Origin of the sequence: Deinococcus puniceus, from assembly GCF_001644565.1 — a bacterium.
Classification (GTDB): domain Bacteria; phylum Deinococcota; class Deinococci; order Deinococcales; family Deinococcaceae; genus Deinococcus; species Deinococcus puniceus.
In genome coordinates this window covers 1704146-1724204 of sequence record NZ_CP011387.1, presented here as the reverse complement: position 1 = coordinate 1724204, position 20059 = coordinate 1704146, and the positions used below count along the sequence as shown (strand labels likewise).

Sequence of the window (20059 nt, the reverse complement as noted above, 5' to 3'; positions counted from 1 at the left end):
AAAAAAGCGCCGAAAGGTCAGCAAGCTCCGCGCACCCTCAGTTTTGCCACTCGCCCTGCTTGAATGCGACTTTCGGTGGTCGCCATTTTTATGGCAGCACGCTCTCATGCTGATCACGGTATGCTCCTGTCTAACGATGCTTCAGTTTTCCTTTATCTCCAAGGGCCAGTGCAGAGTGGCGAGGACTCCGGCGAGCATGGCCCGCAGTGGCGGGGGGCGGGCGTGACTCCGGCTGCGGCTCAGGCGGCTGCCCTGCCGGAAGGCGCGGCCTTCACGGAACGTCCGCTGCGAATCGGCCTATTTACCGATACCTTTTTGCCCGATCAGAACGGCATCGTGACCAGCGTGGGCCTGCTGTCCGACGAGTTGCGGGCGCGCGGGCACCATGTGGATGTGGTGGCCCCCGATTTCCCCGAACACGTGGATAGCCGCGCCGACGTGTACCGGATTTCCAGCCTGCGCTATATGTTCTTGCCCACCTACCGTTTGGCGTGGCCCACCCGTAAGGATTTCGAGCGCAAATACGACATCGTGCATACGCACACGCCGCTCACGCTGGGGCTGGCAGGGGTGCGGCTGGCCCGCAAATGGCAGGTGCCGCACATCGCCACTTACCATACGCATTTGGCGGCCTACACGCACTATGTACCGGGCCTGACTTCCTTTGACCGCATGACCAAACTGGTGTCGCGGGTGTCGGGCCAACTGTACGGGCGGGCCGACGCGGTGATCGTGCCCACGACGGGCATGCTGGACGTGATGCGCGACATGGGCGTGCGTGATCCGGTGGTCATTCCCACCAGCATCGATCCCAGAGGGCTGGAGGCCGCGCCACCAATCCTCAATCCTTGGCCTGCGGGCACGCGCCGAATCCTGAGTGTGGGCCGCCTCGCCCGCGAAAAACGCTTCGATCTGGTACTCGATAGCCTGTCGCAGCTGGACAACGCCCACCTGGTCATCTTGGGAGAAGGGCCGGAGCGGGCACACTTGGAGGCCCACGCCCGTCAACTCGGCATCTCGGAGCGCGTCACGTTTTTGGGGGTCCGTCCGTGGACAGAAATCGGCGCGTATTACCGCCTCGCGGAACTGTTCCTGTTCGCCAGCGACACCGAAACGCAGGGGCTGGTGCTGCAAGAAGCGCAGCTGATGGGCGTTCCGGTAGTGGCGGTGGGCGCACGCGGCACCCTCAGTGGGGTGGCACACGGGCGCAGCGGCTACCTGACCATGCCCGGCGACGTGAACGCGCTGGTGCGGCACGCCCGCGACGTGTTGGGCAGTCCGGAACTCTGGGAACAGCTCTCGGCAGGCGCACGCGCATTCGGCCATACCACCACGCCCGGTGGGGTGGCCGAACGGGTGCTGGAGGTGTATGCCCGCGCCTTGGGCGTGCCGAGCGGCGTAGCGGCCCTACCCTCAGAGGCCGTTACTCCTCGAAGTAGCCTCGTGTATGACCGCTGATATTTTGCGCGTGCCGCCACAGGAAGGGAACAAGGCCGCCTTCCAGCCGCCGCGCACTGGTTTCGACGAGTGCGCCCGGCACGTAGGCCACCGTTCCCAAGCGCGCCAACGCCTGACCCAGCAAAATATCCTCGTAGGCTTCCACCGCTGGGTACCCGCCCGCCAACTCCGCAGCGCGGCGCGAGTAGGCCATGTTTGCCCCGGCCAGATTAGGTTTGTCGGCCAGCACGCACAGCCGCAAAAACAAGTTGTAGGCAGCCTCCGAAATCTGGGGCAGTGGGCGGCGCACCCCCGAAAAGCGCATCGGGCCGTAGAGGGCCACCCGGCCTGTGGCGGCAGCGTTCAGACGCTCCAGCCACTGCGGGGCGGGCAGGGAATCGGCGTCGGTGGAGGCCACCCAGTCGCCCCGCGCGGCTTCCAGCCCAGCTTGGCGGGCACGGGCCACGCCGCGTTCGTGGCACTGAATCACCGTCGCTCCCCACGCGCGGGCCACCTCGGCGGTGGCGTCCCGGCTGCCGTTGTCGACGACAATCACTTCATGGGGGGCGTGGGTCTGACGTTCCAGTGCGCGCAACGTGAGCGGCAAATAGACCGCTTCGTTGCGCGCAGGAATAACAACCGAGAATTCCGGCACCCGGACAGGCTAGCAGGTGTTCGTATGGTCATCTTCATGTGCCCCCCATCTGTTCGCTTTCCTCTCCACTGCTGTGGCAGTGGAGCCGCTGCATGACGGCAGGCAAGCGTCCACTCGCTGACCGGATTCCGCTGCTGCCCGGCACGCTCGTTCCGGTGATGGGGGCCACGGTGGCGGTAGCCTGCGCCGAATTTGTCCGCAACGGCCTGTATGTGGGGTACCTCCCGCTGGTGGGACGCTCCGAATTCGGGCTGCCCCTCACGGCTACGGGCGCGGCTCTGACCGCCCACCTGATCGCCGATACCCTGATGCGCGGCCCGGCGGGGGCGGCCATTTCGCGCTATGGGTTGCGGCCCGTGGTGGCAGGCGGGGCACTGCTCAGTTTGCTGGCGGTGGCCTGTTTGCCGTTTGTCAGCACCTTCTGGATGTTGATTCTGGTGGCCGTGCTGCACGGCATCGGCTTTAGCGTGATGTGGCCGGGCGCACTGAACCTGACCGCCGATTCCAGCAAACCCGGCTACAGCGGGCGGGCCTTGTCCACCGTGACCATGTGCGCCCTGCCCATGATCGGCGTGGGCGTGCTGGTGTACGGCGCTATTGGCAAGCAGGGGGGCAATTTTCCGCTGATCTTGGCGGGCGGGCTGCAACTGTTGGCCGTGTGCGGGGCGCTGCTGATGCCCATGCGCCGCGTGCGCCAACGCGAAACGCCGCCTGCCCCCAGCCGCGAGAGCGTGCGCCGGGTGGCCCGCTCCCTGCTGCCGCTGATGCCTGCGGCGCTGTTGCAAACTGGAACCCTGTCGCTTATTGGCCCGCTGCTCTTTCCTATCGCCAAAAAACTGGGCCTAGAGTACTGGCCGCTGGTGTCTATTTTGGCGCTGGGCGGCGTCATCGCCTACGCCACTATTCCCTTCGCCGGAAGAATCGCAGACCGGGGCAACGCCCGTCTGGTGCTGGCCAGCGGCTTTGGCCTGATCGGGTTGGCCTTCTTGCTGGTGGCGACCCTGCCTCCCCTCTGGGCGTTTTACCCCATCGCGGTGGTGCTGGGTATCGGCTACGGCTGCGTCACGCCCGGTTGGTCAGCCCTCGTCACGGGTACGCTGCCCGAAGCCGAACGCCCCGCCGCGTGGGGCGCACTGATGACCGTCGAAAATGCCGGAACCGCCTTCGGCCCGGTGGTGGGGGCGCTGGCGTATCAGGCCATCGGCGTCAGCGGGCCGTTCGTGGTGGGCGCGGCGCTGGCTCTGGTCACGGCCAGTGCTTACGCCGTGTTCAGGAGGGCGTTTCCGGCGGCGGTTCATGGCTAGAGCTGGATAACCTCGGCCCTAGAACTATGGTTTATGAAGGTACTCCGGCTTAGGAAGGTCAAGCGCGATTCATGGGTTTTAATTCACGGCCCACCCAAAGGCAGGAACCCGCCATTCAAATCAATTCTTATGCACCTTGGATTAAAGCTGGCACGGCTCTAGCTGCCGCCGTGCTGGCCGCCGATGTGCTGGGCCGCGCCGCCGGATGGGGTGCGCTTGGCCCCGGCCCCCGCACCCGGCCCCGCGTGGCCCTCACCTTCGACGACGGCCCCGGCCCCCGCACGCTGGAGTTGTCGGCAGTGCTGGAGCGGCACGGCGCACCCGCCACCTTTTTCGTCACGGCCCCGCACACCGCCGCGCACCCAAACCTGATACAAGCTCTGGCCGACGCGGGCCACGAATTGGAGGCGCACGGTATCTGGCACCGCCCCGCTCTGTTGCTACCCCCGTGGATGGAATGGGCCCAGGTGCGCTGGCATCCGCGTGCAGGGCAACCCGGTTTGCTGTTCCGCCCACCCTACGGCGGCCACAGTCCGTTTACCCGTGTGCTGGCCCGCCTTGCCCGCCGCCGCATTGCCCTGTGGGACACGGAAGGCCGCGACTGGCTGGACTTGCCCGCCACTGAACTGGCCCGGCACACGCTAGAGCAGGTGCGCTCCGGCAGCGTGATCTTGCTGCACGACGGCCCGGAGGTTACGCCCGAACTGCTTGACCTGATCTTGCATGGCCTGCACGAACGCGGCCTGACACCTGTGCTGCTGCGCGATCTGCCCATGCAGCGCATCGGTGTGCGGGCAGGGCTGGCGCGGCTGCGGGCGAGCTATGGCCTGTGAAGGGCGTCTGAGGGTCGAGGGTCTAAGAAAGGCGAGGGCTAGGGCAAACGCTGGCGCTCATTCACTCCCCCTCCCAGTCCTTAGCTTTTAGCCCTCGCCCCAAAAACGCCCCTCTATACCAACCTTTACGCCGTTGCCAACAACCCCAGCCGACGCGCCAACGGTTCCGAGATCAGCCATTGTTCCGGCATTTCGCCTGCTTCTTCCGGCAACACTTCCATCAGCACGCAGCCCCGGCCCAAGTAGAACGCCACGATTTTGGCCCACGCTTCTTCCTCGGAGTCGGCAGTTTCCTCGATGTCTTCCAGCGTGCCCCAAATGTCGCCGTCTACTTCCTCGCTTCTCAGGGCCTCGGCGTGGCCGCTGAACACGTAGGCGTCTACTTTTTCCTTGCGCGGATGATAGACGCCGCCTTCCTCGCGCAGATCGAGTTTGTCGCCGCGCTCGTACAGACTTTCTAAAAAGATTTGCCACTGCTGAGCAGTCAGGACAATGGAAGGAGTAGGTGCAGAATCGGTCATGTTCGGCAGTGTACCCGCCCCCGACCTCTAAAGGCAGGCCTCACGATTCTGGAACGCTGGGCGCGTTTGGCCCGTACACTGAGCCATCATGCCCCGCTTTCATAATCAACACTCGCACCAGCAAGACTTGCATAACCAAGCCAAGCCCCGCCTGCGCCCATTTGCCCTGTTGCTGCTGTTCGCGGCGGCCTTCGTGCTGGCCCTCGGCAGCCTGACTCTGCACAGCACGGCCTCGGCCCAATCGGGCGGCGGCTTTGGCGGCAGCAGTTCCGGTGGGTCTTCGGGCGGTGGGGGAGGCGGCTATGGGGGCGGCGGCGGTGGATACGGCGGGGGCGGCTACGGCGGTGGATACGGGGGCGGCTATAGCGGCCCGATTATCGTCAATACGGGTGGCGGCGGCTATTACGGCGGCGGGAGCGGCGGCTTCGGCTTCATCGGCCTGATCATCTTCGGCTTCGTGGTGTTCTCGGTGGTGGGGGCCATGCGCCGCAGCATGGCGGGCGGCGGGGCACGTGCCCTCACACGTGGCGGCGGGCTGGCGGGCTTCAGCGGTACGGCGCAGGCCGTCAGTGTGCAACTCCTGATGGCTGAGGGCGATGAAGTCAAAAGAGCCTTGCAACGGGTGGCCCAGTCCGGCGATCCCGACAGCAACGAGGGGCTTGCCCGGATGCTGCAAGAAGCCGCGCTGGTGGCCCTGCGTCACCCGGATCGCTGGGTGTACGGCAACGTAGAACGCGCACAGGGAGCCGCCAACGCCGCCGATTCGCAAGTGGGCGCGTGGGCCACCGAAGCCCGCGCCGCCTTTACCGAACAGACCACCAGCAACTACCAGAACAAAGACGTGAATACTGGTTTCCAGCAGCGCAAAGACTACAAGGCCGACAACGATTCCGGCGACCTGTATCTGGCCGTGACCATCGCCATCGCCGCCCATACGCTGGATAACTTGCCCCCCGCAGGCGTCACCAACGCTGCCGAAGCCCGCGCCGCCCTGAACGCCATCAGCAGCGTGGCCCCCGGCGACCTGATCCGCGCCGAAGTGGTCTGGAGTCCGGATGTGGAAGGCGAGTTTCTGAGTGAGGATGAGGCGATTCAGAAGTATCCGAAACTCACCAAACTGTAAGGGGTGGGTGGGCCGGATCAGAGATCGGAGAGGGTGGATCGTGGACAGTGGGAATAGCCCAACCACTATCCACCCTCTCCATTCCACATTCGGGCTTTTACCCGTCGCTGGGCGTCCGTTTTTTCGGCTTGCTCGCTGCAAATTTCGCCAGTTTCGCCGTCATGGCGGGCGGCGTATTGGTCAGAATATGGCGTGACGCCGGGTTGCGAGCGGCAAAGTCGGCCACGCGGTTCATCATGATCTTGAATACGTCTTCGGGCATGTCCAGCGCGGGCGTCAGGCGTACCGTGCGCTTGGAGCTGAGGCTGAGATTGCCCATCACGCCGCTGCCGTGCAGTTCGCGCAGGGCCAGAATCGCGGTGGCCTCGAACACCAGTTCCTTGAGTACTTCGGGCAGGGGCAGCCCCAGCATGGGCTTAAACTGCATCGCCAGCAGCAGCCCTTGGCCGCGCACATCTTCCAGCAATCTGGGGTACTCGGCCTGAATGGTTCTCAGGCGGGCCAGTCCCAATTCGCCCAGTTTCAGACTGCGGGCGGGCAGGTCATTGTCCATCAGGTATTCCAGTGACTTCAGACCCACCGCCATCGCCATCGCGCCGCCGCCGAAGGTGTTGGAGTGCCGTTTGCTGCTGAGGCCGCCCAGCATCTTTTTGTAAATGGCGTGCCGAACGATGGTCGCGCCCACTGCGGTCATGCCGCCGCCCAGCGGCTTGGCGAGCGTGATGATGTCGGCATCTAACCCCTGCGCCGCCGATTCGAACCAATGCCCAGTGCGGCCCAGTCCAGTCTGGATTTCGTCGGCAATGACCACAATTCCGTACTTGCGGCACAGTTCGCCTAGCCCGCTCAGGAATCCGGCGGGCGGAATGTTCACGCCGCCTTCGCCCTGAATGGGTTCCACCACTACGCACACCACGTTGTCGGGGCCGACACGCCGGATCAGGCTGGTCAGCGCGGTCAGGTCGCCGTATGGACAGGTCAGCGCTCCCGGTACGAGTGGCCGAAACACATCCTGATATTCGGGATTGGGCGTGAGGCTCAGGCTGCCCAGCGTTTTGCCGTGATAGCCGCTGGAAAACGAAATCTGAAACTTGGCTTTGGGCCGCCACGCTTTGGCAAACTTCAGTGCGCCCTCTATGGCCTCGGTGCCGCTGGAGCAGAAAAACACCTGCGAATCGGTGTGGCTGGGCAGTTCGCGGGCCAGCAGGCGCACCAGATTGGTTTGCAGCGCCGCCCGCCAAGGCCCCGACGATTGCTGCGGCAGGCCCATCGCCCGGTTTTTGGTCAAGAAGTCCTGCAAAAAGTCGGTCAGCACGGGGGGCATTTCGCCAAACGGGGTGGCCGCGTAGCCGGAAGCGTTGATGCGCCGCACGCCCGCTTCATCCTCCAGTTCCCACGGCGTGACCCGCGAAAACGGCCCGGCCAATCCCAGCAGATTCAGGCCGTACAGCAATTCTTCATTGCCAAATTGCTGATCGAGTTGCCGCGCCGCTGTTCCGGCAAAACGCTCGTCCAGCACCTCACTTGCGCGAATAAACCCATCGGGAAGGCCAACAGTCATGCGGGCTAGTCTATCCGCACGGGCGGGATCGCGCCGGGTCGGTTCACGCCATGCGGCTTTGGGGAGCGACATAGGGCAGACGGTTTGGCTTCCGCGCCCTAGAGCATTTGTCATCATAATGACCGAGCGGAGCGAGTGAATTGTACCGAGCAGGACGGAGAATGGAGTGATCAGAAGTCTTTTTTCTGATCACGTAATTCGGAGAACTGCTCTATGCTTGGCCCATGCGGATTGTCCGAATTCAGACCGAAAGCGGGCCACACTGGGGCCAACTCGACAACGACATGGTTTATTTGACGCGCGGCGTGACTGGAGAGCGCACAGGCCAAACGGTGGCTTTTGCCGAAGCAACCCTACTGGCCCCTGCCGAACCCAGCAAAATCGTGTGTGTGGGCCGCAATTACCTCGATCATATTCGGGAACTGGGCAACGACACGGCAGGCCTCCCCACCGAACCCGGCATTTTCCTGAAAGGGCCAAATGCGCTGGCCGAACCCGGCGGCACCGTAGAAAAGCCCGACTGGACAGAGAGTTTTCACTTTGAAGGTGAATTGGCACTGGTGATGGGCAAGCAAGCCCGCAACCTGACGCCTGAAGACGCGCTGGACGCCGTACTGGGCTACACCTGCGGTCTAGACCTGACCGCCCGTGACCGCCAGAAAACCGACTTGCAATGGTTCCGCGCCAAAGCTGCTGACCGCTTTTGTCCGTTGGGGCCTTGGCTGGAAACCGACTTGAATCCGGCTGACCTGCGCGTGCAGACCCGCGTGAACGGCCAGACCCGGCAAGATGGCCGCACCAACCAGATGATCTTCGACGTGGTTCAGATCCTGACCTACATCACCCGCTTTGTGACGCTGGAACCCGGCGACGTGGTGCTGACCGGAACCCCCGAAGGCGTGGGGCCACTGGAAAAGGGCGACACGGTAGAGGTTGAGGTGGAAGGCGTGGGCGTACTGACGACGCTGATCGGGTGACGCTTCTTGAAACTGAGAGTCTTGACGTAGACCTGCATTTGGGCCAAATCCGCTTCAGCGCCCGCGCCGCCGTTCTGATCGTGCGGGATGGTCATCTGCTGCTGAACAAGTTCAACCACGCGGATTTCTGGTTTACGCCCGGTGGCCGCATCCAAAGCGGAGAGGCCAGCGAACAAGCCGCACGCCGCGAATTCTTGGAAGAAACAGGCGCGGTGTTGGGTGAATTGCGGCTGGCTCTGGTGGCTGAATTGTTTGGGCAGATGGGAGGCCAAGAAATACACAGTTTGCAATTCTTCTATCTGGCGGCGGGTTGCCCGCAGCTTCCGAGCAGCAGTTTCGCCAACAAGTTGGATGAGGGTGTGACGTTCGACTGGTTCGCGCTAGAAGACCTGCAAACTGTGGATGTCCGGCCTGCGTTTTTGGTGGGGCGACTGCCTTCACTCCTCGCCTCGCCAGAAGTGCAGCATATGGTGCATTACCGGGAATAAGAGAAAAATCGTCTAACACCGCCACCCCAGATCATTCCCGCCCAAGTCCGTGTGAGGCCGTCGTCCACGCAGTAGCCGGGCCAATTCCATTTCAGGACAAACTGCCGATTCTGCTTCGAACGAACGATTTAGCCGAGTCTATATGCGACAAGATCGATCCTCCTCAGCGGAGCGTTAACTCCCCTTACTCCTTTGGGGGGTGGGGGAGTCCAACGTGGGAGAAAACAGACCCGCCTACCTTCACCCAACGGGGGCCACCCAAAAGCCAGCCGTCCTCAAGCGTAACCCCATAGACCATGATTTCTACCCCCGCCGCGCTACGCTGAGGCCGTGCCACAACTCCGCTGCGTGCCCGCGCTCCTGCTTGCCCTGACCTGTGGTTTAGCCGCTGCCAGCCCTGCCACCGACCTGTTCGACACCGTGACCAAAGCGGTGCAGACCGGGTATTACGGCTGGTCTACGGTAGACCGGGTGGCGCTGGCCCAAAAGTACGCGCCGATTCTGGCCGAACGCTGCGAGGCACAGGCGGAATCGTGCGACTACGGCACAGGCCGCGCCGTCATTACCGACATGCTGAAGGAACTGGGTGACGCCCATACCAACGTGCGTGACGCCGAAGCTGCCGAGCGGTTGGCCGAGGTGAGTCAGAACAAATCGGTGCCCCGAACCGGAGCGCGGGTGAGCCGGGTAGCGGGCGGCCTGTTGGTGGTGTCGGTGATGCCGGGAAGCCCCGCCGAGCGTGCCGGAGTGCGCCGCTTCGACCTCCTGACTCAGGTCAATGGTGAGCAGGCCGGAACCGATCAACCCATCGGCCCCAATGAATTTGTGCGGCTGGAGCGGGCCAATTCCCCCATGAGCGTGAGTGTGAAGCGTGCCGGAACCCCAGAGCGCACCGTGACCCTGACCCCCCAAAACTTGCAGGCACGCGACGAACCGACCCTGAGTTGGGTGGGTGAGGGCGGACGCACGGCACTGATTCAGTACCCCACCTTCCTGTCATCCGACAGCGCCGAACTCTTTCTGGAGCGGGTGGGCGAGGCCAAGCGGGCCAATGCCGAGGCGCTGATCGTAGACCTGCGCTACAACGGCGGTGGCAGCTTGAACGAGTGTGTGGCGGCCAGCAGCGTGTTCGGCCCCACCATCTACCGCGCCCGGTTCGAGCGGGGCGGCTTCACCTACGGCGGTTTACTTGGCGATGAGGTCATGTCGCCGGTAGCGCGGATGGCCCGCCCGGACTGGGCCGTGTGGAAACAGCCGGTGGCCGTGCTGATCGGCCCAAATACCGCGTCGTGTGCCGAAGTGTTCACCCACTACGCCCGGTTGTCTGGGGCCACTGCCATTGGCGAGGTCACACGCGGCGTGGGCAACAGTGGCGTCAACTTCCGGCCCCTGCCCGATGGCGGCGTGCTGGGCCTGACCATCCTGAAAGCCTTCGACGCCGCCGACAAGCCCCTGCCAGACCGGATTACCCCCGATATTCTGGCCCCCACCGACATCGCCGCCCTAACCAGCACCGGGCAAGACACCACGCTGGACGCCGCCCTAACTGTGCTGAAAGCTCAGGTGACGAAGAGGGAAGCCCCCAGAACCGAGCCGCCTGCGCCGCCTAAGCAGGGGCTACACGGGAACTGAGGGTAGGATGTGGACAGTGGGCTGGAGAACGCGAGAAAGCCGTGCTGGCCGATTACATTCCGTTCTAGACCTGCACCGCAGTTTTCGCGCTGATGCTCTGACCTCCTCCCCTCCACCTTCCTGACGACGCATTCCTCATTCCAGACCTTTACACTTCGGTCAGGTTATGGATTCTTTGAAGGCGCTCGCGGCGCAAGTTGGTATCGCGGATCTGTTGGGACGGGGTTTTCTCAGCGTGCTGCTCACGTTTTTCACGGCATGGGTGTTCACTTGGCGCTTTATTCCCAGTGTGCGGGCTTTTGCCATTCAGGTGGGCTGGGCCGATCAGCCCAATGCCCGCAGGATCAACAAGGAGCCGCTCCCCAACGCGGGGGGGCTAGCCATTTTCGCTGGATTTATTCTGAGCGTCGTGGTGGCGTGGGCGCTACGGCCCATCGTCATCGAAGTGGTGAACATTCAAGTTTTAGCCATTCTGCTGGGCGCGTCCCTGCTGGTGCTGACCGGATTTATCGACGATCAGTTCAACCTGTCGCCGCTGTCGCGCTTGCTGGTGCAAACGTTGGCAGCCTTCCTCCTCATCGTCAACGGCCTGAGAATAGACCTGAACGCCATCCCGTTCATTCCCGCCCTGCCCGACGCCTTGAATATCGTGCTCAGCAACCTGATCACGGTGGTCTGGATCGTAGGCCTGACCAATTCGGTGAACCTGCTGGACGGTGTAGACGGCGTGGTAGGCGGCGTGGGCTTCGTAGTGAGTATGGTGCTGTTGGTAACAGCGGCCCAGTTCCCTGACCGGGCGGCAGCCGTCATTTTGCTGGCCGGACTCGCGGGCGCGACGTTGGGGTATCTGCGCCACAATTTCAATCCCAGCCGCATTATCATGGGCGATACGGGTTCGTATCTGATCGGCTATACGCTGGCCGCTGTAAGCCTGCTGGGAACCCTCAAGCTCAGCGCCGGGGCCAGCCTGATCGTGCCGCTGATCGTGTTGGCGCTGCCTGTGCTGGACACCACCCAAGTCGTGATTGGGCGGCTGGCACGCGGGATTCGCAATCCGCTGGGCCACCCCGACAAAACCCATATTCACTTCCGGGTGTTGGCCCGCACCGCCAGCGCCCGCCGCACCGCCGTCATCCTCTGGGCGGTCTCGCTCGTCTGCGGCATGATGGGGATGTGGCTGCAAGGCGTGTCTGGCAGCGTCATTCTGCTCACGGGCGTGGTGGTCTCGGCCTGCTTGTGGTTCGTGGCCCACCGCCGCATGCGTGCCCAGCCCTCAGAGGCCCAACTTTCAGCGGCTCAGACTTCCGCTGTTCAGACAGAAGTTCCCAGCCAGCAGGAAAGCTGAGATGATGCCCCCGATGTCTGCTGCCGATTCCCAAACGCCCGCTCCCAAAACCATCGTCCTCGCCTTCGGCACCCGCCCCGAAGCCACCAAAATGGCCCCCGTGTACGCTGCCATCGCTGCTCATCCGGGCCTGCGGCCCCTGATCCTGTCCACCGGGCAGCAACGCCAAATGCTGGACGGCGCACTCGCGGTCTTCGGCCTCACCCCCGATGAAGACCTGAACGTGATGACAGACCGCCAAACGCTGGCTGACCTGACTGCCCGCATCGTGCCGCCTTCGGGCAAGCTGCTGCGTCAGATGGAAGCCGATATGGTGCTGGTTCACGGCGATACATCTACATCGTTTTGTGTGGCCCTCAGCGCCTTTTACGAGGGTATTCCGGTGGGCCATGTGGAAGCGGGCCTGCGAAGTGGCAGCCTCAGCGAGCCGTTCCCCGAAGAAGCCAACCGCCGCTTGACTGGAGTGCTGTCTACGCTGGATTTCTCGCCCACAGCGGGCAGCAAGGCCAACCTGTTGCGGGAAGGCAAAGCGCCCGGCAATATCGTGGTGACGGGGCAAACGGCGGTAGATGCCGTGCGCGAAGTGGCAGGCCGCGTGCCTCTGCGCCCCGACTGGCAAGCCCGCGTGCAGAAGGGTCAGCGCCTCGTGACCGTGACCATGCACCGCCGGGAAAACCAGCCCATGATGCGGGAAATGGCCGCAGCGTTGGCCCGCGTTGCTGGGGCCTTCCCTGAAACCCATTTCATCTATCCCGTTCACCTGTCGCCCGCCGTGCAGGAAGCCGTGCGGCCTGTACTGGGGGCGCTGCCCAATTTCGAACTCACCGATCCGCTGGACTACAGCGACATGGCCCCGCTGATGGCCGCCAGTGCGCTCCTTGCCACCGATTCGGGCGGTCTGCAAGAAGAAGGTGCGGCGCTGGGCGTGCCTGTGGCGGTGCTGCGCAACGTGACCGAACGCCCCGAAGGTGTAGAAGCAGGCGTGCTGAAGCTGGCCGGAAACGATCCCACGCAGCTAGAACGCGTGCTGACCGAACTGCTGGGCAACGAGTCGACGTTGGCCGCCATGCGGGCCGCTCGCAACCCTTACGGCGACGGGCAGGCGTCCGGGCGCATCGCAGCGGCGATTGCTTGGCACTTTGGGCTGGGGAAGCGGCCCGACGATTGGGGCTGAGGAGCGAACGTAGAGAGTGGGTCGTAGAACGTGGTTTTGGCTGTCTCCACGCTCTACGATCCACGTTCTTGCTTTAGGCCCGCTTTTCCCTATACCAGCGAATCAGCGCATTTGTACTGCTGTCGTGCGCCAACTGCGGTTCCCCCTCGCTGCCCAGTTCTGGCACGATTTTTCCGGCCAGCACTTTGCCCAATTCCACGCCCCACTGGTCAAAGGGATTGATGTCCCAGATGGCTCCCTGCACGAAGACTTTGTGTTCGTACAGAGCGATGAGCGCTCCCAAAATGCGCGGCGTGAGCTGGTCGGCCAGCAGGGTAGACGTGGGGCGGTTGCCATCGAAGACGCGGTGGGGGGCCAGTGCCGGGTCGATGCCTTCGGCCAGCACGGCGTCCAGCGTTTTGCCGAAGGCCAGCGCCTCGGTCTGGGCAAACACGTTCGCCATGAGGAGGTCGTGGTGGGTCAGGCCACCCGGTACGGGCATGGGGTTCAGTGTACGGGCAAAGCCTATGAAGTCGCAGGGAATGAGCTTGGTGCCCTGATGGATGAGCTGATAGAAGGCGTGCTGGCCGTTGGTGCCGGGTTGTCCCCAGATGACCGGGCCAGTCTGGTAATCCGTGACCGAGCCCCCTAGCGTGACGTGCTTGCCGTTACTCTCCATGTCCAGTTGCTGCAAGTACGCGCTGAAGTGAGACAAATATTGGTCATAGGGCAAGATGGCTACCGTTTCCGAGCCGAAAAAGTTGTTGTACCACACGCCCAGCACGCCCATCAGCACGGGCAAATTGGCTTCCAGCGGCGCGGTGCGGAAGTGTTCGTCCATCTCATGGAATCCGGCCAAGAGTTCGCGGAAGCCGTCTGGCCCAATGGCGAGCATCAGGCTCAGGCCGATGGCGCTGTCCATGCTGTAGCGCCCGCCTACCCAATCCCAGAATCCGAACATGTTGGCGGTATCTATGCCGAACTTGCCTACCGCGTCGGCGTTGGTAGACACAGCTACAAAGTGCCGCGCCACCGCTGCCTCGTCGCCCAAAGCGGCCAGCAGCCATGCACGCGCACTTCCCGCATTCGCCATCGTCTCCTGCGTCGTAAAGGTCTTGCTGGACACGATCACCAGCGTTTCTTCAGGGTTCAGGTCGCGTACTTTTTCGGCCAGATCGGTGCCGTCCACATTGGACACGAAGCGCAGGGTCAGGTTGCGCTGGGCGTAGTGCTTCAGCGCCTCATACGCCATCACGGGGCCAAGGTCAGAGCCGCCGATGCCGATATTGACGATGTTGCGAATGGGTTTGCCTGTAAAGCCCAACCACTGCCCAGCCCGCACGCTGTCGGCAAAGGTCGCCATGCGGGCAAGCACCTCATGCACGTCGGGCACCACGTTTCTGCCGTCTACCATCACCGCCGCGCCGCGTGGGGCACGCAGGGCGGTATGCAGCACGGCGCGGCCCTCGGTCACATTAATTTTCTCGCCCGCCAGCATCGCGTCACGCTTGGCTTCTACTCCGGTTTCGCGTGCCAGATTCAGCAGCAGCCCCAGCGTTTCATCGGTCACGCGGTGCTTGCTGTAATCCAGATAGAGGCCCGCGCCCTCAGCGTTCAGGCGCTCGCCGCGCCGGGGGTCGGCGGCAAACAGGTCGCGCAGGTGGGTGTGCTGCATGGCCGAAAAGTGGGCTGTGAGGGCTTGCCAAGCGGGTAGGTGGGTCAGCGCGGCGGGATTCGACATGCGCAGAGCATACCCCCGGCCCCCGGCTTAGGCACCGGAGCTTGCCTGAACACCTCACCCATGTTCGGCCAACGGTTGAGCCAGATATGGAGTCAATCCAGCCGTCTGAATCTGCCCTCAGCCCTTCAAGAAATGGGCCGCGACGTTGCTGGTTTCAGGCGGTTCCAACGTCACCCGCGCCGTCACTTGCCCGTCGATATTCGCCACTGTCACACCCGGAGCCAGTGCGCCGTGCATGATCAGCGTGAAGCGGTCTTGCCAATCACGCAACACCTCGCGCTGGTTTCGGTGGCCGCCGTGCAGCAGGGCCAGCAGGCAGGCGTCCACAAACAGCGAGGCCAGAAACTGGGTGTTGGTATCGGGCCGAATATGGCCCTGATGGCGCATGGCGATCAGCACAGGTTCCACCAGCGCCACCAATGTCACGGCGGTACGGATGTCATGCATGGCGGCGGGCGTCCCCGGATGGGCCGGAGCCTCTGCCGGGGCGTCGTGGTGTCTGGCCCCCAGCACAGCTTGCCCTACTGCGCCCACCAGATGGCGGTAACGCACGCCTAGGTCGGCCATTCTCGCTGTCACCTGTCCCCATACAGCTTGCGGCGGACTGCCCGCGCCCAGTCGCCGAATCGCCTCGTCACGCGTGTCGGTCACGGTGCGCTCAAAGTGCGCCAGCAGCATATGAATCTTGCTGGGATAGTAGCGGTACAGGTTGGTGCGGCTCACAAACGCGGCGCGGGCGATGTCCTGCGCGCTGGTCTGGTCTAGGCCGCTGCGGGCGAACAGTTCAAAGGCGGCGCGGGCAATGCGTTCGCGCCGGGCGTCATCTTGCTCTCCCCGGTCAACTTTCATGGGCGGGTCTCCCCAAGCTTGCCTCTCACGGTTTTACAATACCCCGCCGCTGCCCGGCCCTGCCTGACTGGGCCTTACTCTCCAGATGAGGATATGTTGATGTGAACTTCCCACTTGGTCAGAGTGGGCGAAGCCACTCAGCCCTGTGTTCATTTAGGAATGCCCTACAACGAGTGCTAAACTTCTGGGGTGTCCCGTGTCGGCCCCCTGACCTATTTTATGCTGTTACTCGCGTTGCTGGCGCTGGGATACGCTGCGGTGACCGACCAACAGGGCTTGCTGGCCGGGTCGGCCTTGGTATTGGCCGCCGCGTCCTGGCCGCTGAGAGGCCTCTGGCGCTGGGTAGCCCTGGCTGTGTACCCGGCCGCTTTCTTGGCGTCTCTGGTCTTGCCCGGCTCGGCTCCCACGCTTGCCGAGTTGTTGGGGGGACTGTGCGTTATCGGCGGCCTTGGCCTGATGACCCTGCGCGAGCAAGCCTCGGTGCGGGAAATGGCGTGGCAGCGCAACACTATAGACGCCCTGCGGGTGGGCAGCGAGCGATTGGCAGACGCCCGCGACGCCGACGCGATCATCCGCGCTGGCGTGGGCATTCTGGACAAATTGCGCGTAGCTCCCAACTTGGCCTTCGTGGCCTACCGCAAGGGCACGCCACATATTCTGGCGGCCAAAGGCGCGTACGAGGTCTTTCTGGAGCAGCCTATTCACCCCAGCGACACCGACAGCCGCAGCGTACAGGCCGACCACTGGGTGGCAGAGGAAGCCCTGAGCCTGCTGCCCAAAGCCCAGCGCCAGAAATACCATGTGGCTCCCGTGTACGGGCGGGCCACCACGCACCTCGGCGTGCTGATCATTACCCGCGCCGAAGACCGTGATTTTGATGAGGACGAAAAGAGCGTCATCGCCTCGTTTGCCCGGTTGCTGGGGTCGCAGCTGGGGCAGTGGCAGGCCATCAGCGATCTGCGCGACGCCAACGAAGTCACGTTGAGGTCGTTGGGAGCCGCGCTGGAGCGCCGTGACGACGATACTGGCGGCCACACCAGCCGGGTCGTCAGCATGAGTGTGCGCCTCGCCCGCCGCATGAGCTGGGACGAAGATCAGGTCAAAGCCCTGCGCTGGGGCGCGTATCTGCACGATCTGGGCAAACTGGCGATTCCAGACCGGATTCTGCACAAGCAAGGCCCGCTGGACGCCGGAGAACGCCGCATTATTCAGACCCATACCACCGTGGGCTACGACATGTTGCAAGACCTGCATTTTTTACCCGCAGAGACGCTCGACTTGGTGCGCTACCACCACGAACGCTGGGACGGCACGGGCTACCCCGCCGCCCTGCGCGGCCAGAACATCCCCGAGACGGCGCGGGTCTTCAGCATCGTCGACGTGTTCGACGCTCTCACCAACGCCCGGCCCTACAAGCCCGCTTGGACACGCGAACGCGCCCTGAACGAGATCAGGATGCAGGCGGGCCGCCAGTTCGATCCGCAGTACGTAGAAGCCTTCCTGCGAATGATGGCCGAACACGACGACGCCCGCCTCGTGTCTTAGAGCCGGGTGTTTTAGGGTGTCAGAATCAGGGCTGCCGGATAGGCTACGGCGTGACGGGCACGCTGTTTTTAAGAACAGCCTGCACGCGAACGGTTGGCTGGAAAAGGGAGAACTGGTACGCGATCCGGTGCGGCTGGACGGGTTGGCTCGAGCGCAAGCCGCGTCCATCCAGACCCACTGGCCCACCGCCGATCTGATTGTCGGAGCCAGCCAATGCGGGGCAGTCTTGGCCGCGTTCGTGGCGCGTCATCTGGCCTTGCCTGTCGCCTTCGTTAACCTCCAAGACGGGCAAATGACCTTCCACCGCATGAACGTTCCAGCATCCCCGCAGCGGGTTGTGCTGGTAGACGACCTGATCAGTACGGGCACCGACGCCCGCCTGATGGTGGCCGAAATGCGGCGGGCGGGCCATACCGTAGTGGGCCTGAGTGTCTGGACGGTGCGTCAGACGGCACTGCTGCCAGAGGTGCCTCTGCTGACGCTGTGGCCGCATCCCTACCAAACGTTTTCGGCCTCGGCTTGCCCACAGTGTGCGGCAGGCGAGGCTGTGCGCTGGGAGCAGGTGCGCGAGTAGCCCTGCCTTACCCCAACGCTTTCAGATCGGCCCGTGTAGGCGCGTAGGCTCCGGCGCGGGCACACGCGGCAGCGGCAGCGCGAAGTCCGACTTGCAGGTGGTCGTTCCAGAGGGCGTCGGGATTTTCGGTGGCGCTGACCAGCATTCCGGCACACAGGGCGTCGCCCGCACCCACCGTGTCTATCACCTGTACGGGTGTGGTCGGCAAATCTAAACGGCCCGCCGACTGAAACAAGGTCGCGCCTGCCGCGCCGCGTGTGATCACGATGGGTGAACGGGCGTTCATGCCGCGCAGATCGCGCAGGGCGTCGTCTTCGCTGCGTCCGGGAAAGAAAAAGTGCAAGTCCTCGTCGCTGAGCTTGATCAGGTCGGCGCGGCGCATCACGGCCCCAAACACGGCGGGATAGTCGGGGTGGCGGTGAGCAATCCGGGCGTTGGGATCAAAGCTGATCTTGACGCCTGCTGCCCGCGCCGATTCGATCACGCCGAGCAGCGTATCGGCCAGCGGCCAGCGTGCAAGGCTGATGCCTCCCACATGCAGCCAGCGGGCCGCGCCCAGCCAGCCATCGGGGAGGGCGGTGGGGTCGAAGTGCAGATCGGCGCTGTTTTCTCCTAAGAAGCGGTAAGCGGGCGGCGACTTGGAATACACCACGGCCATCAGCGTGGGGGCGGGCGCACGCTGCAAAAAGCGCTGGTCAAGGCCTGCTTCCAGCGATTCGCGCAGCAGGTCGTCGCCAAAGTTGTCTTGCCCCACTGCACCCGCAAAGGCACTCGGCACACCCAGCCGCGCACAGGCCCGCGCCACGTTCCAGCCTGCTCCTCCGGGATGGGCGTTCCAGACGTTTCCGCCGCCGGTCACGAGGTCGGTCAGTGCTTCTCCAGCACTCACAATCAAGGGCAATGTCATACGCGCCCACTTTAAAGCACAAGGTCAGTTCAGGCGGCTGTGTTGCCTATTCGCCGTTCCGCACTTGTACCCGAGCGTGGGTCAGACGTTTCCTGACAATGCCTCTACCCGCTGCCGCTTGAGCCTTTCTTCATTCTGTCTGGCCGTTTACTCATTGCCTGCACAGCCGGGTCACACTAGGGAATGGCTGCCTCCCCGTTTCCGGCCACTCCAACGGCCCCGTCCATTCCGCTCGCAGGTGTGGTGGTCACTGGTGCGGCACGAGGAATTGGCCGGGCCATCACCGAGTTGTACGTGGAGCGTGGCCATCCGGTACTCGGCGTAGACCTGAATTTGCCGCCCCTGACGAAGGGCAGTCTCCGGTTGCGGGCTGACGTGGCCAGTGCTGCGGGCCGAAGCCGTATTGCCCGCGCCGCCCGTGAGCTTGGCGGCGTGGGTGTGCTGGTCAACAACGCTGCCTATCAGGGCGCACACGGCGGCGTGCTGGACGTGAGCGCTCGCGGCTGGGCACGCGCTCTGAATGTCAATCTCAGTGCCCCGCTGCTGCTGACCCGTGACCTGATCGATCTGATGCCGAGGGGCAGTGCCATCGTGAATGTCGCCAGCGTGCAGGGGCTGTTTGCCGAGCAGGGCAACGCTGCCTACAACGCCAGCAAGGGTGGACTGGTAAACCTGACCCGCGCGATGGCCCTTGATCTCGCGCCGCGTGGGGTGCGCGTCAATGCTGTGGCTCCCGGCGCGATCAGTACCGAATCGGTATTGCAGGCCATCACGGCGAGCGCCAACCCCGAACAGACCCGCCGTGATTATGAAGACCTGCACGCCCTACGCCGCCTCGGAGAGCCGCGTGAAGTCGCGCAGGTCGTCTACTTTCTGGGGAGCAGCGAGGCCAGCTTTCTGACAGGCGTTATTTTGCCTGTAGACGGCGGCATGACCGCCAGCTTCATGATGGCGGGCAGACCGGTTTAGCCGCTCACATCCGCCGTCTGCCCCAACTCAGCAGGCCGATAATCAGGGTAAACGCGATCAGGGCCAGAACGGGAATGGTGAGGATAGAATTCAGGCCCGCCAGTGCGCCGCCGCCCCAGATGGGCCACTGCACGTCGCATCCGGCGGTGGTCTGGCCTACGCCGCACACCTTCAAGCTTTGAATGACGCCCCAGTCTTCCAGATTATGAATCAGGGCCACCACCCAGCCCACGGCGGCGAGTGGCAGGGCGTAGGCGCGAATCGTCAGGTCGCCCCGCAGCGCGGCGATACCCAGCAGCAACGCCAGCGGGTACATGGCAATCCGCTGAAACCAGCACAGCACGCAGGGAATAAACCCCCGCGACTCGCTGAACCAAAGGCTGCCGATGGTGGCGAGTAGGGCCACCACCCACGCCAGATACAGGCGGTTGTCGCGTGTCATTTC

The 20059-nt window shown here is 63.6% G+C and carries 19 protein-coding genes; 12 read left to right on the top strand and 7 right to left on the bottom strand.

The window, feature by feature from the left end; genetic code table 11:
* The first annotated feature begins 222 nt into the window (after positions 1–222).
* Positions 223–1458 (top strand): glycosyltransferase family 4 protein, encoded by a 1236-nt coding sequence (locus SU48_RS07850; RefSeq protein ID WP_082869836.1) that lies wholly within the window; start codon positions 223–225, stop codon positions 1456–1458.
* Here SU48_RS07850 and SU48_RS07845 read toward each other — a convergent pair.
* Complete coding sequence (locus SU48_RS07845; protein WP_064014765.1) at positions 1424–2092, bottom strand: glycosyltransferase; 669 nt, start codon at positions 2090–2092, stop codon at positions 1424–1426. The two genes, SU48_RS07850 and SU48_RS07845, sit on opposite strands and share 35 nt — an antisense overlap.
* A 92-nt stretch (positions 2093–2184) precedes the next feature.
* Here SU48_RS07845 and SU48_RS07840 point away from each other — a divergent pair, with 92 nt between their 5' ends.
* The gene (locus SU48_RS07840; RefSeq protein WP_064014764.1) at positions 2185–3396 is read left to right on the top strand and encodes an MFS transporter; all 1212 of its coding nucleotides are present in this window, start codon (positions 2185–2187) and stop codon (positions 3394–3396) included.
* 71 nt (positions 3397–3467) lie between these two features.
* Positions 3468–4229, top strand: coding sequence for a polysaccharide deacetylase family protein (locus tag SU48_RS07835; protein WP_082869716.1), 762 nt, complete (start codon positions 3468–3470; stop codon positions 4227–4229).
* Positions 4230–4354: 125 nt separating this feature from the next.
* Here the strand turns inward: SU48_RS07835 and SU48_RS07830 are convergent, their stop codons facing one another.
* Positions 4355–4750 carry a hypothetical protein gene (locus SU48_RS07830; protein WP_064014763.1) on the bottom strand — a complete coding sequence of 132 codons (396 nt, stop codon included), beginning with the start codon at positions 4748–4750 and terminating at the stop codon, positions 4355–4357.
* Positions 4751–4838: 88 nt separating this feature from the next.
* Here SU48_RS07830 and SU48_RS07825 point away from each other — a divergent pair, with 88 nt between their 5' ends.
* Positions 4839–5873, top strand: coding sequence for a DUF1517 domain-containing protein (locus SU48_RS07825; protein ID WP_082869715.1), 1035 nt, complete (start codon positions 4839–4841; stop codon positions 5871–5873).
* A 97-nt stretch (positions 5874–5970) separates the two neighbouring features.
* On the opposite strand, the gene SU48_RS07820 is transcribed toward SU48_RS07825, so the two are convergent.
* Complete coding sequence (locus tag SU48_RS07820) at positions 5971–7434, bottom strand: class-III pyridoxal-phosphate-dependent aminotransferase (protein ID WP_064014762.1); 1464 nt, start codon at positions 7432–7434, stop codon at positions 5971–5973.
* A gap of 224 nt (positions 7435–7658) precedes the next feature.
* On the opposite strand from SU48_RS07820, the gene SU48_RS07815 reads away from it, so the two are divergent.
* The 5 genes from SU48_RS07815 (at position 7659) to wecB (ending at position 13050) form a co-directional block, all read left to right on the top strand.
* Positions 7659–8411, top strand: a complete 753-nt coding sequence (locus SU48_RS07815) for a fumarylacetoacetate hydrolase family protein (RefSeq protein WP_064014761.1) — start codon at positions 7659–7661, stop codon at positions 8409–8411.
* A complete protein-coding gene (locus tag SU48_RS07810; RefSeq protein ID WP_064014760.1) occupies positions 8408–8899 on the top strand; it encodes an NUDIX hydrolase in 492 nt (163 codons plus the stop codon). Before SU48_RS07815 ends, SU48_RS07810 begins: the two co-directional genes overlap by 4 nt.
* Positions 8900–9229: 330 nt before the next feature.
* A complete protein-coding gene (locus SU48_RS07805) occupies positions 9230–10531 on the top strand; it encodes a S41 family peptidase (protein WP_157451119.1) in 1302 nt (433 codons plus the stop codon).
* 166 nt (positions 10532–10697) lie between these two features.
* The gene (locus tag SU48_RS07800; RefSeq protein ID WP_064014759.1) at positions 10698–11876 is read left to right on the top strand and encodes an MraY family glycosyltransferase; all 1179 of its coding nucleotides are present in this window, start codon (positions 10698–10700) and stop codon (positions 11874–11876) included.
* Between the two features lie 13 nt (positions 11877–11889).
* A complete protein-coding gene (gene wecB, locus SU48_RS07795) occupies positions 11890–13050 on the top strand; it encodes a non-hydrolyzing UDP-N-acetylglucosamine 2-epimerase (protein ID WP_157451219.1) in 1161 nt (386 codons plus the stop codon).
* Between the two features lie 73 nt (positions 13051–13123).
* On the opposite strand, the gene pgi is transcribed toward wecB, so the two are convergent.
* Both pgi and SU48_RS07785 read right to left on the bottom strand, forming a co-directional pair.
* The gene (pgi, locus tag SU48_RS07790; RefSeq protein ID WP_064014757.1) at positions 13124–14770 is read right to left on the bottom strand and encodes a glucose-6-phosphate isomerase; all 1647 of its coding nucleotides are present in this window, start codon (positions 14768–14770) and stop codon (positions 13124–13126) included.
* A gap of 117 nt (positions 14771–14887) precedes the next feature.
* Positions 14888–15619 (bottom strand): TetR/AcrR family transcriptional regulator, encoded by a 732-nt coding sequence (locus SU48_RS07785; protein WP_064014756.1) that lies wholly within the window; start codon positions 15617–15619, stop codon positions 14888–14890.
* Positions 15620–15808: 189 nt separating this feature from the next.
* Here SU48_RS07785 and SU48_RS07780 point away from each other — a divergent pair, with 189 nt between their 5' ends.
* Both SU48_RS07780 and SU48_RS07775 read left to right on the top strand, forming a co-directional pair.
* Positions 15809–17164: an HD-GYP domain-containing protein gene (locus SU48_RS07780; RefSeq protein WP_331710174.1), complete on the top strand. Its 1356-nt coding sequence runs from the start codon at positions 15809–15811 to the stop codon at positions 17162–17164.
* 16 nt (positions 17165–17180) lie between these two features.
* A complete protein-coding gene (locus SU48_RS07775; RefSeq protein WP_064014755.1) occupies positions 17181–17738 on the top strand; it encodes a type I phosphoribosyltransferase in 558 nt (185 codons plus the stop codon).
* A gap of 7 nt (positions 17739–17745) precedes the next feature.
* Here the strand turns inward: SU48_RS07775 and SU48_RS07770 are convergent, their stop codons facing one another.
* A complete protein-coding gene (locus tag SU48_RS07770; RefSeq protein ID WP_064014754.1) occupies positions 17746–18645 on the bottom strand; it encodes a carbohydrate kinase family protein in 900 nt (299 codons plus the stop codon).
* A 183-nt stretch (positions 18646–18828) separates the two neighbouring features.
* On the opposite strand from SU48_RS07770, the gene SU48_RS07765 reads away from it, so the two are divergent.
* The gene (locus tag SU48_RS07765) at positions 18829–19614 is read left to right on the top strand and encodes an SDR family NAD(P)-dependent oxidoreductase (protein ID WP_064014753.1); all 786 of its coding nucleotides are present in this window, start codon (positions 18829–18831) and stop codon (positions 19612–19614) included.
* 4 nt (positions 19615–19618) lie between these two features.
* On the opposite strand, the gene SU48_RS07760 is transcribed toward SU48_RS07765, so the two are convergent.
* Positions 19619–20056 carry a disulfide bond formation protein B gene (locus tag SU48_RS07760; RefSeq protein ID WP_064014752.1) on the bottom strand — a complete coding sequence of 146 codons (438 nt, stop codon included), beginning with the start codon at positions 20054–20056 and terminating at the stop codon, positions 19619–19621.
* Positions 20057–20059 lie beyond the last annotated feature (3 nt).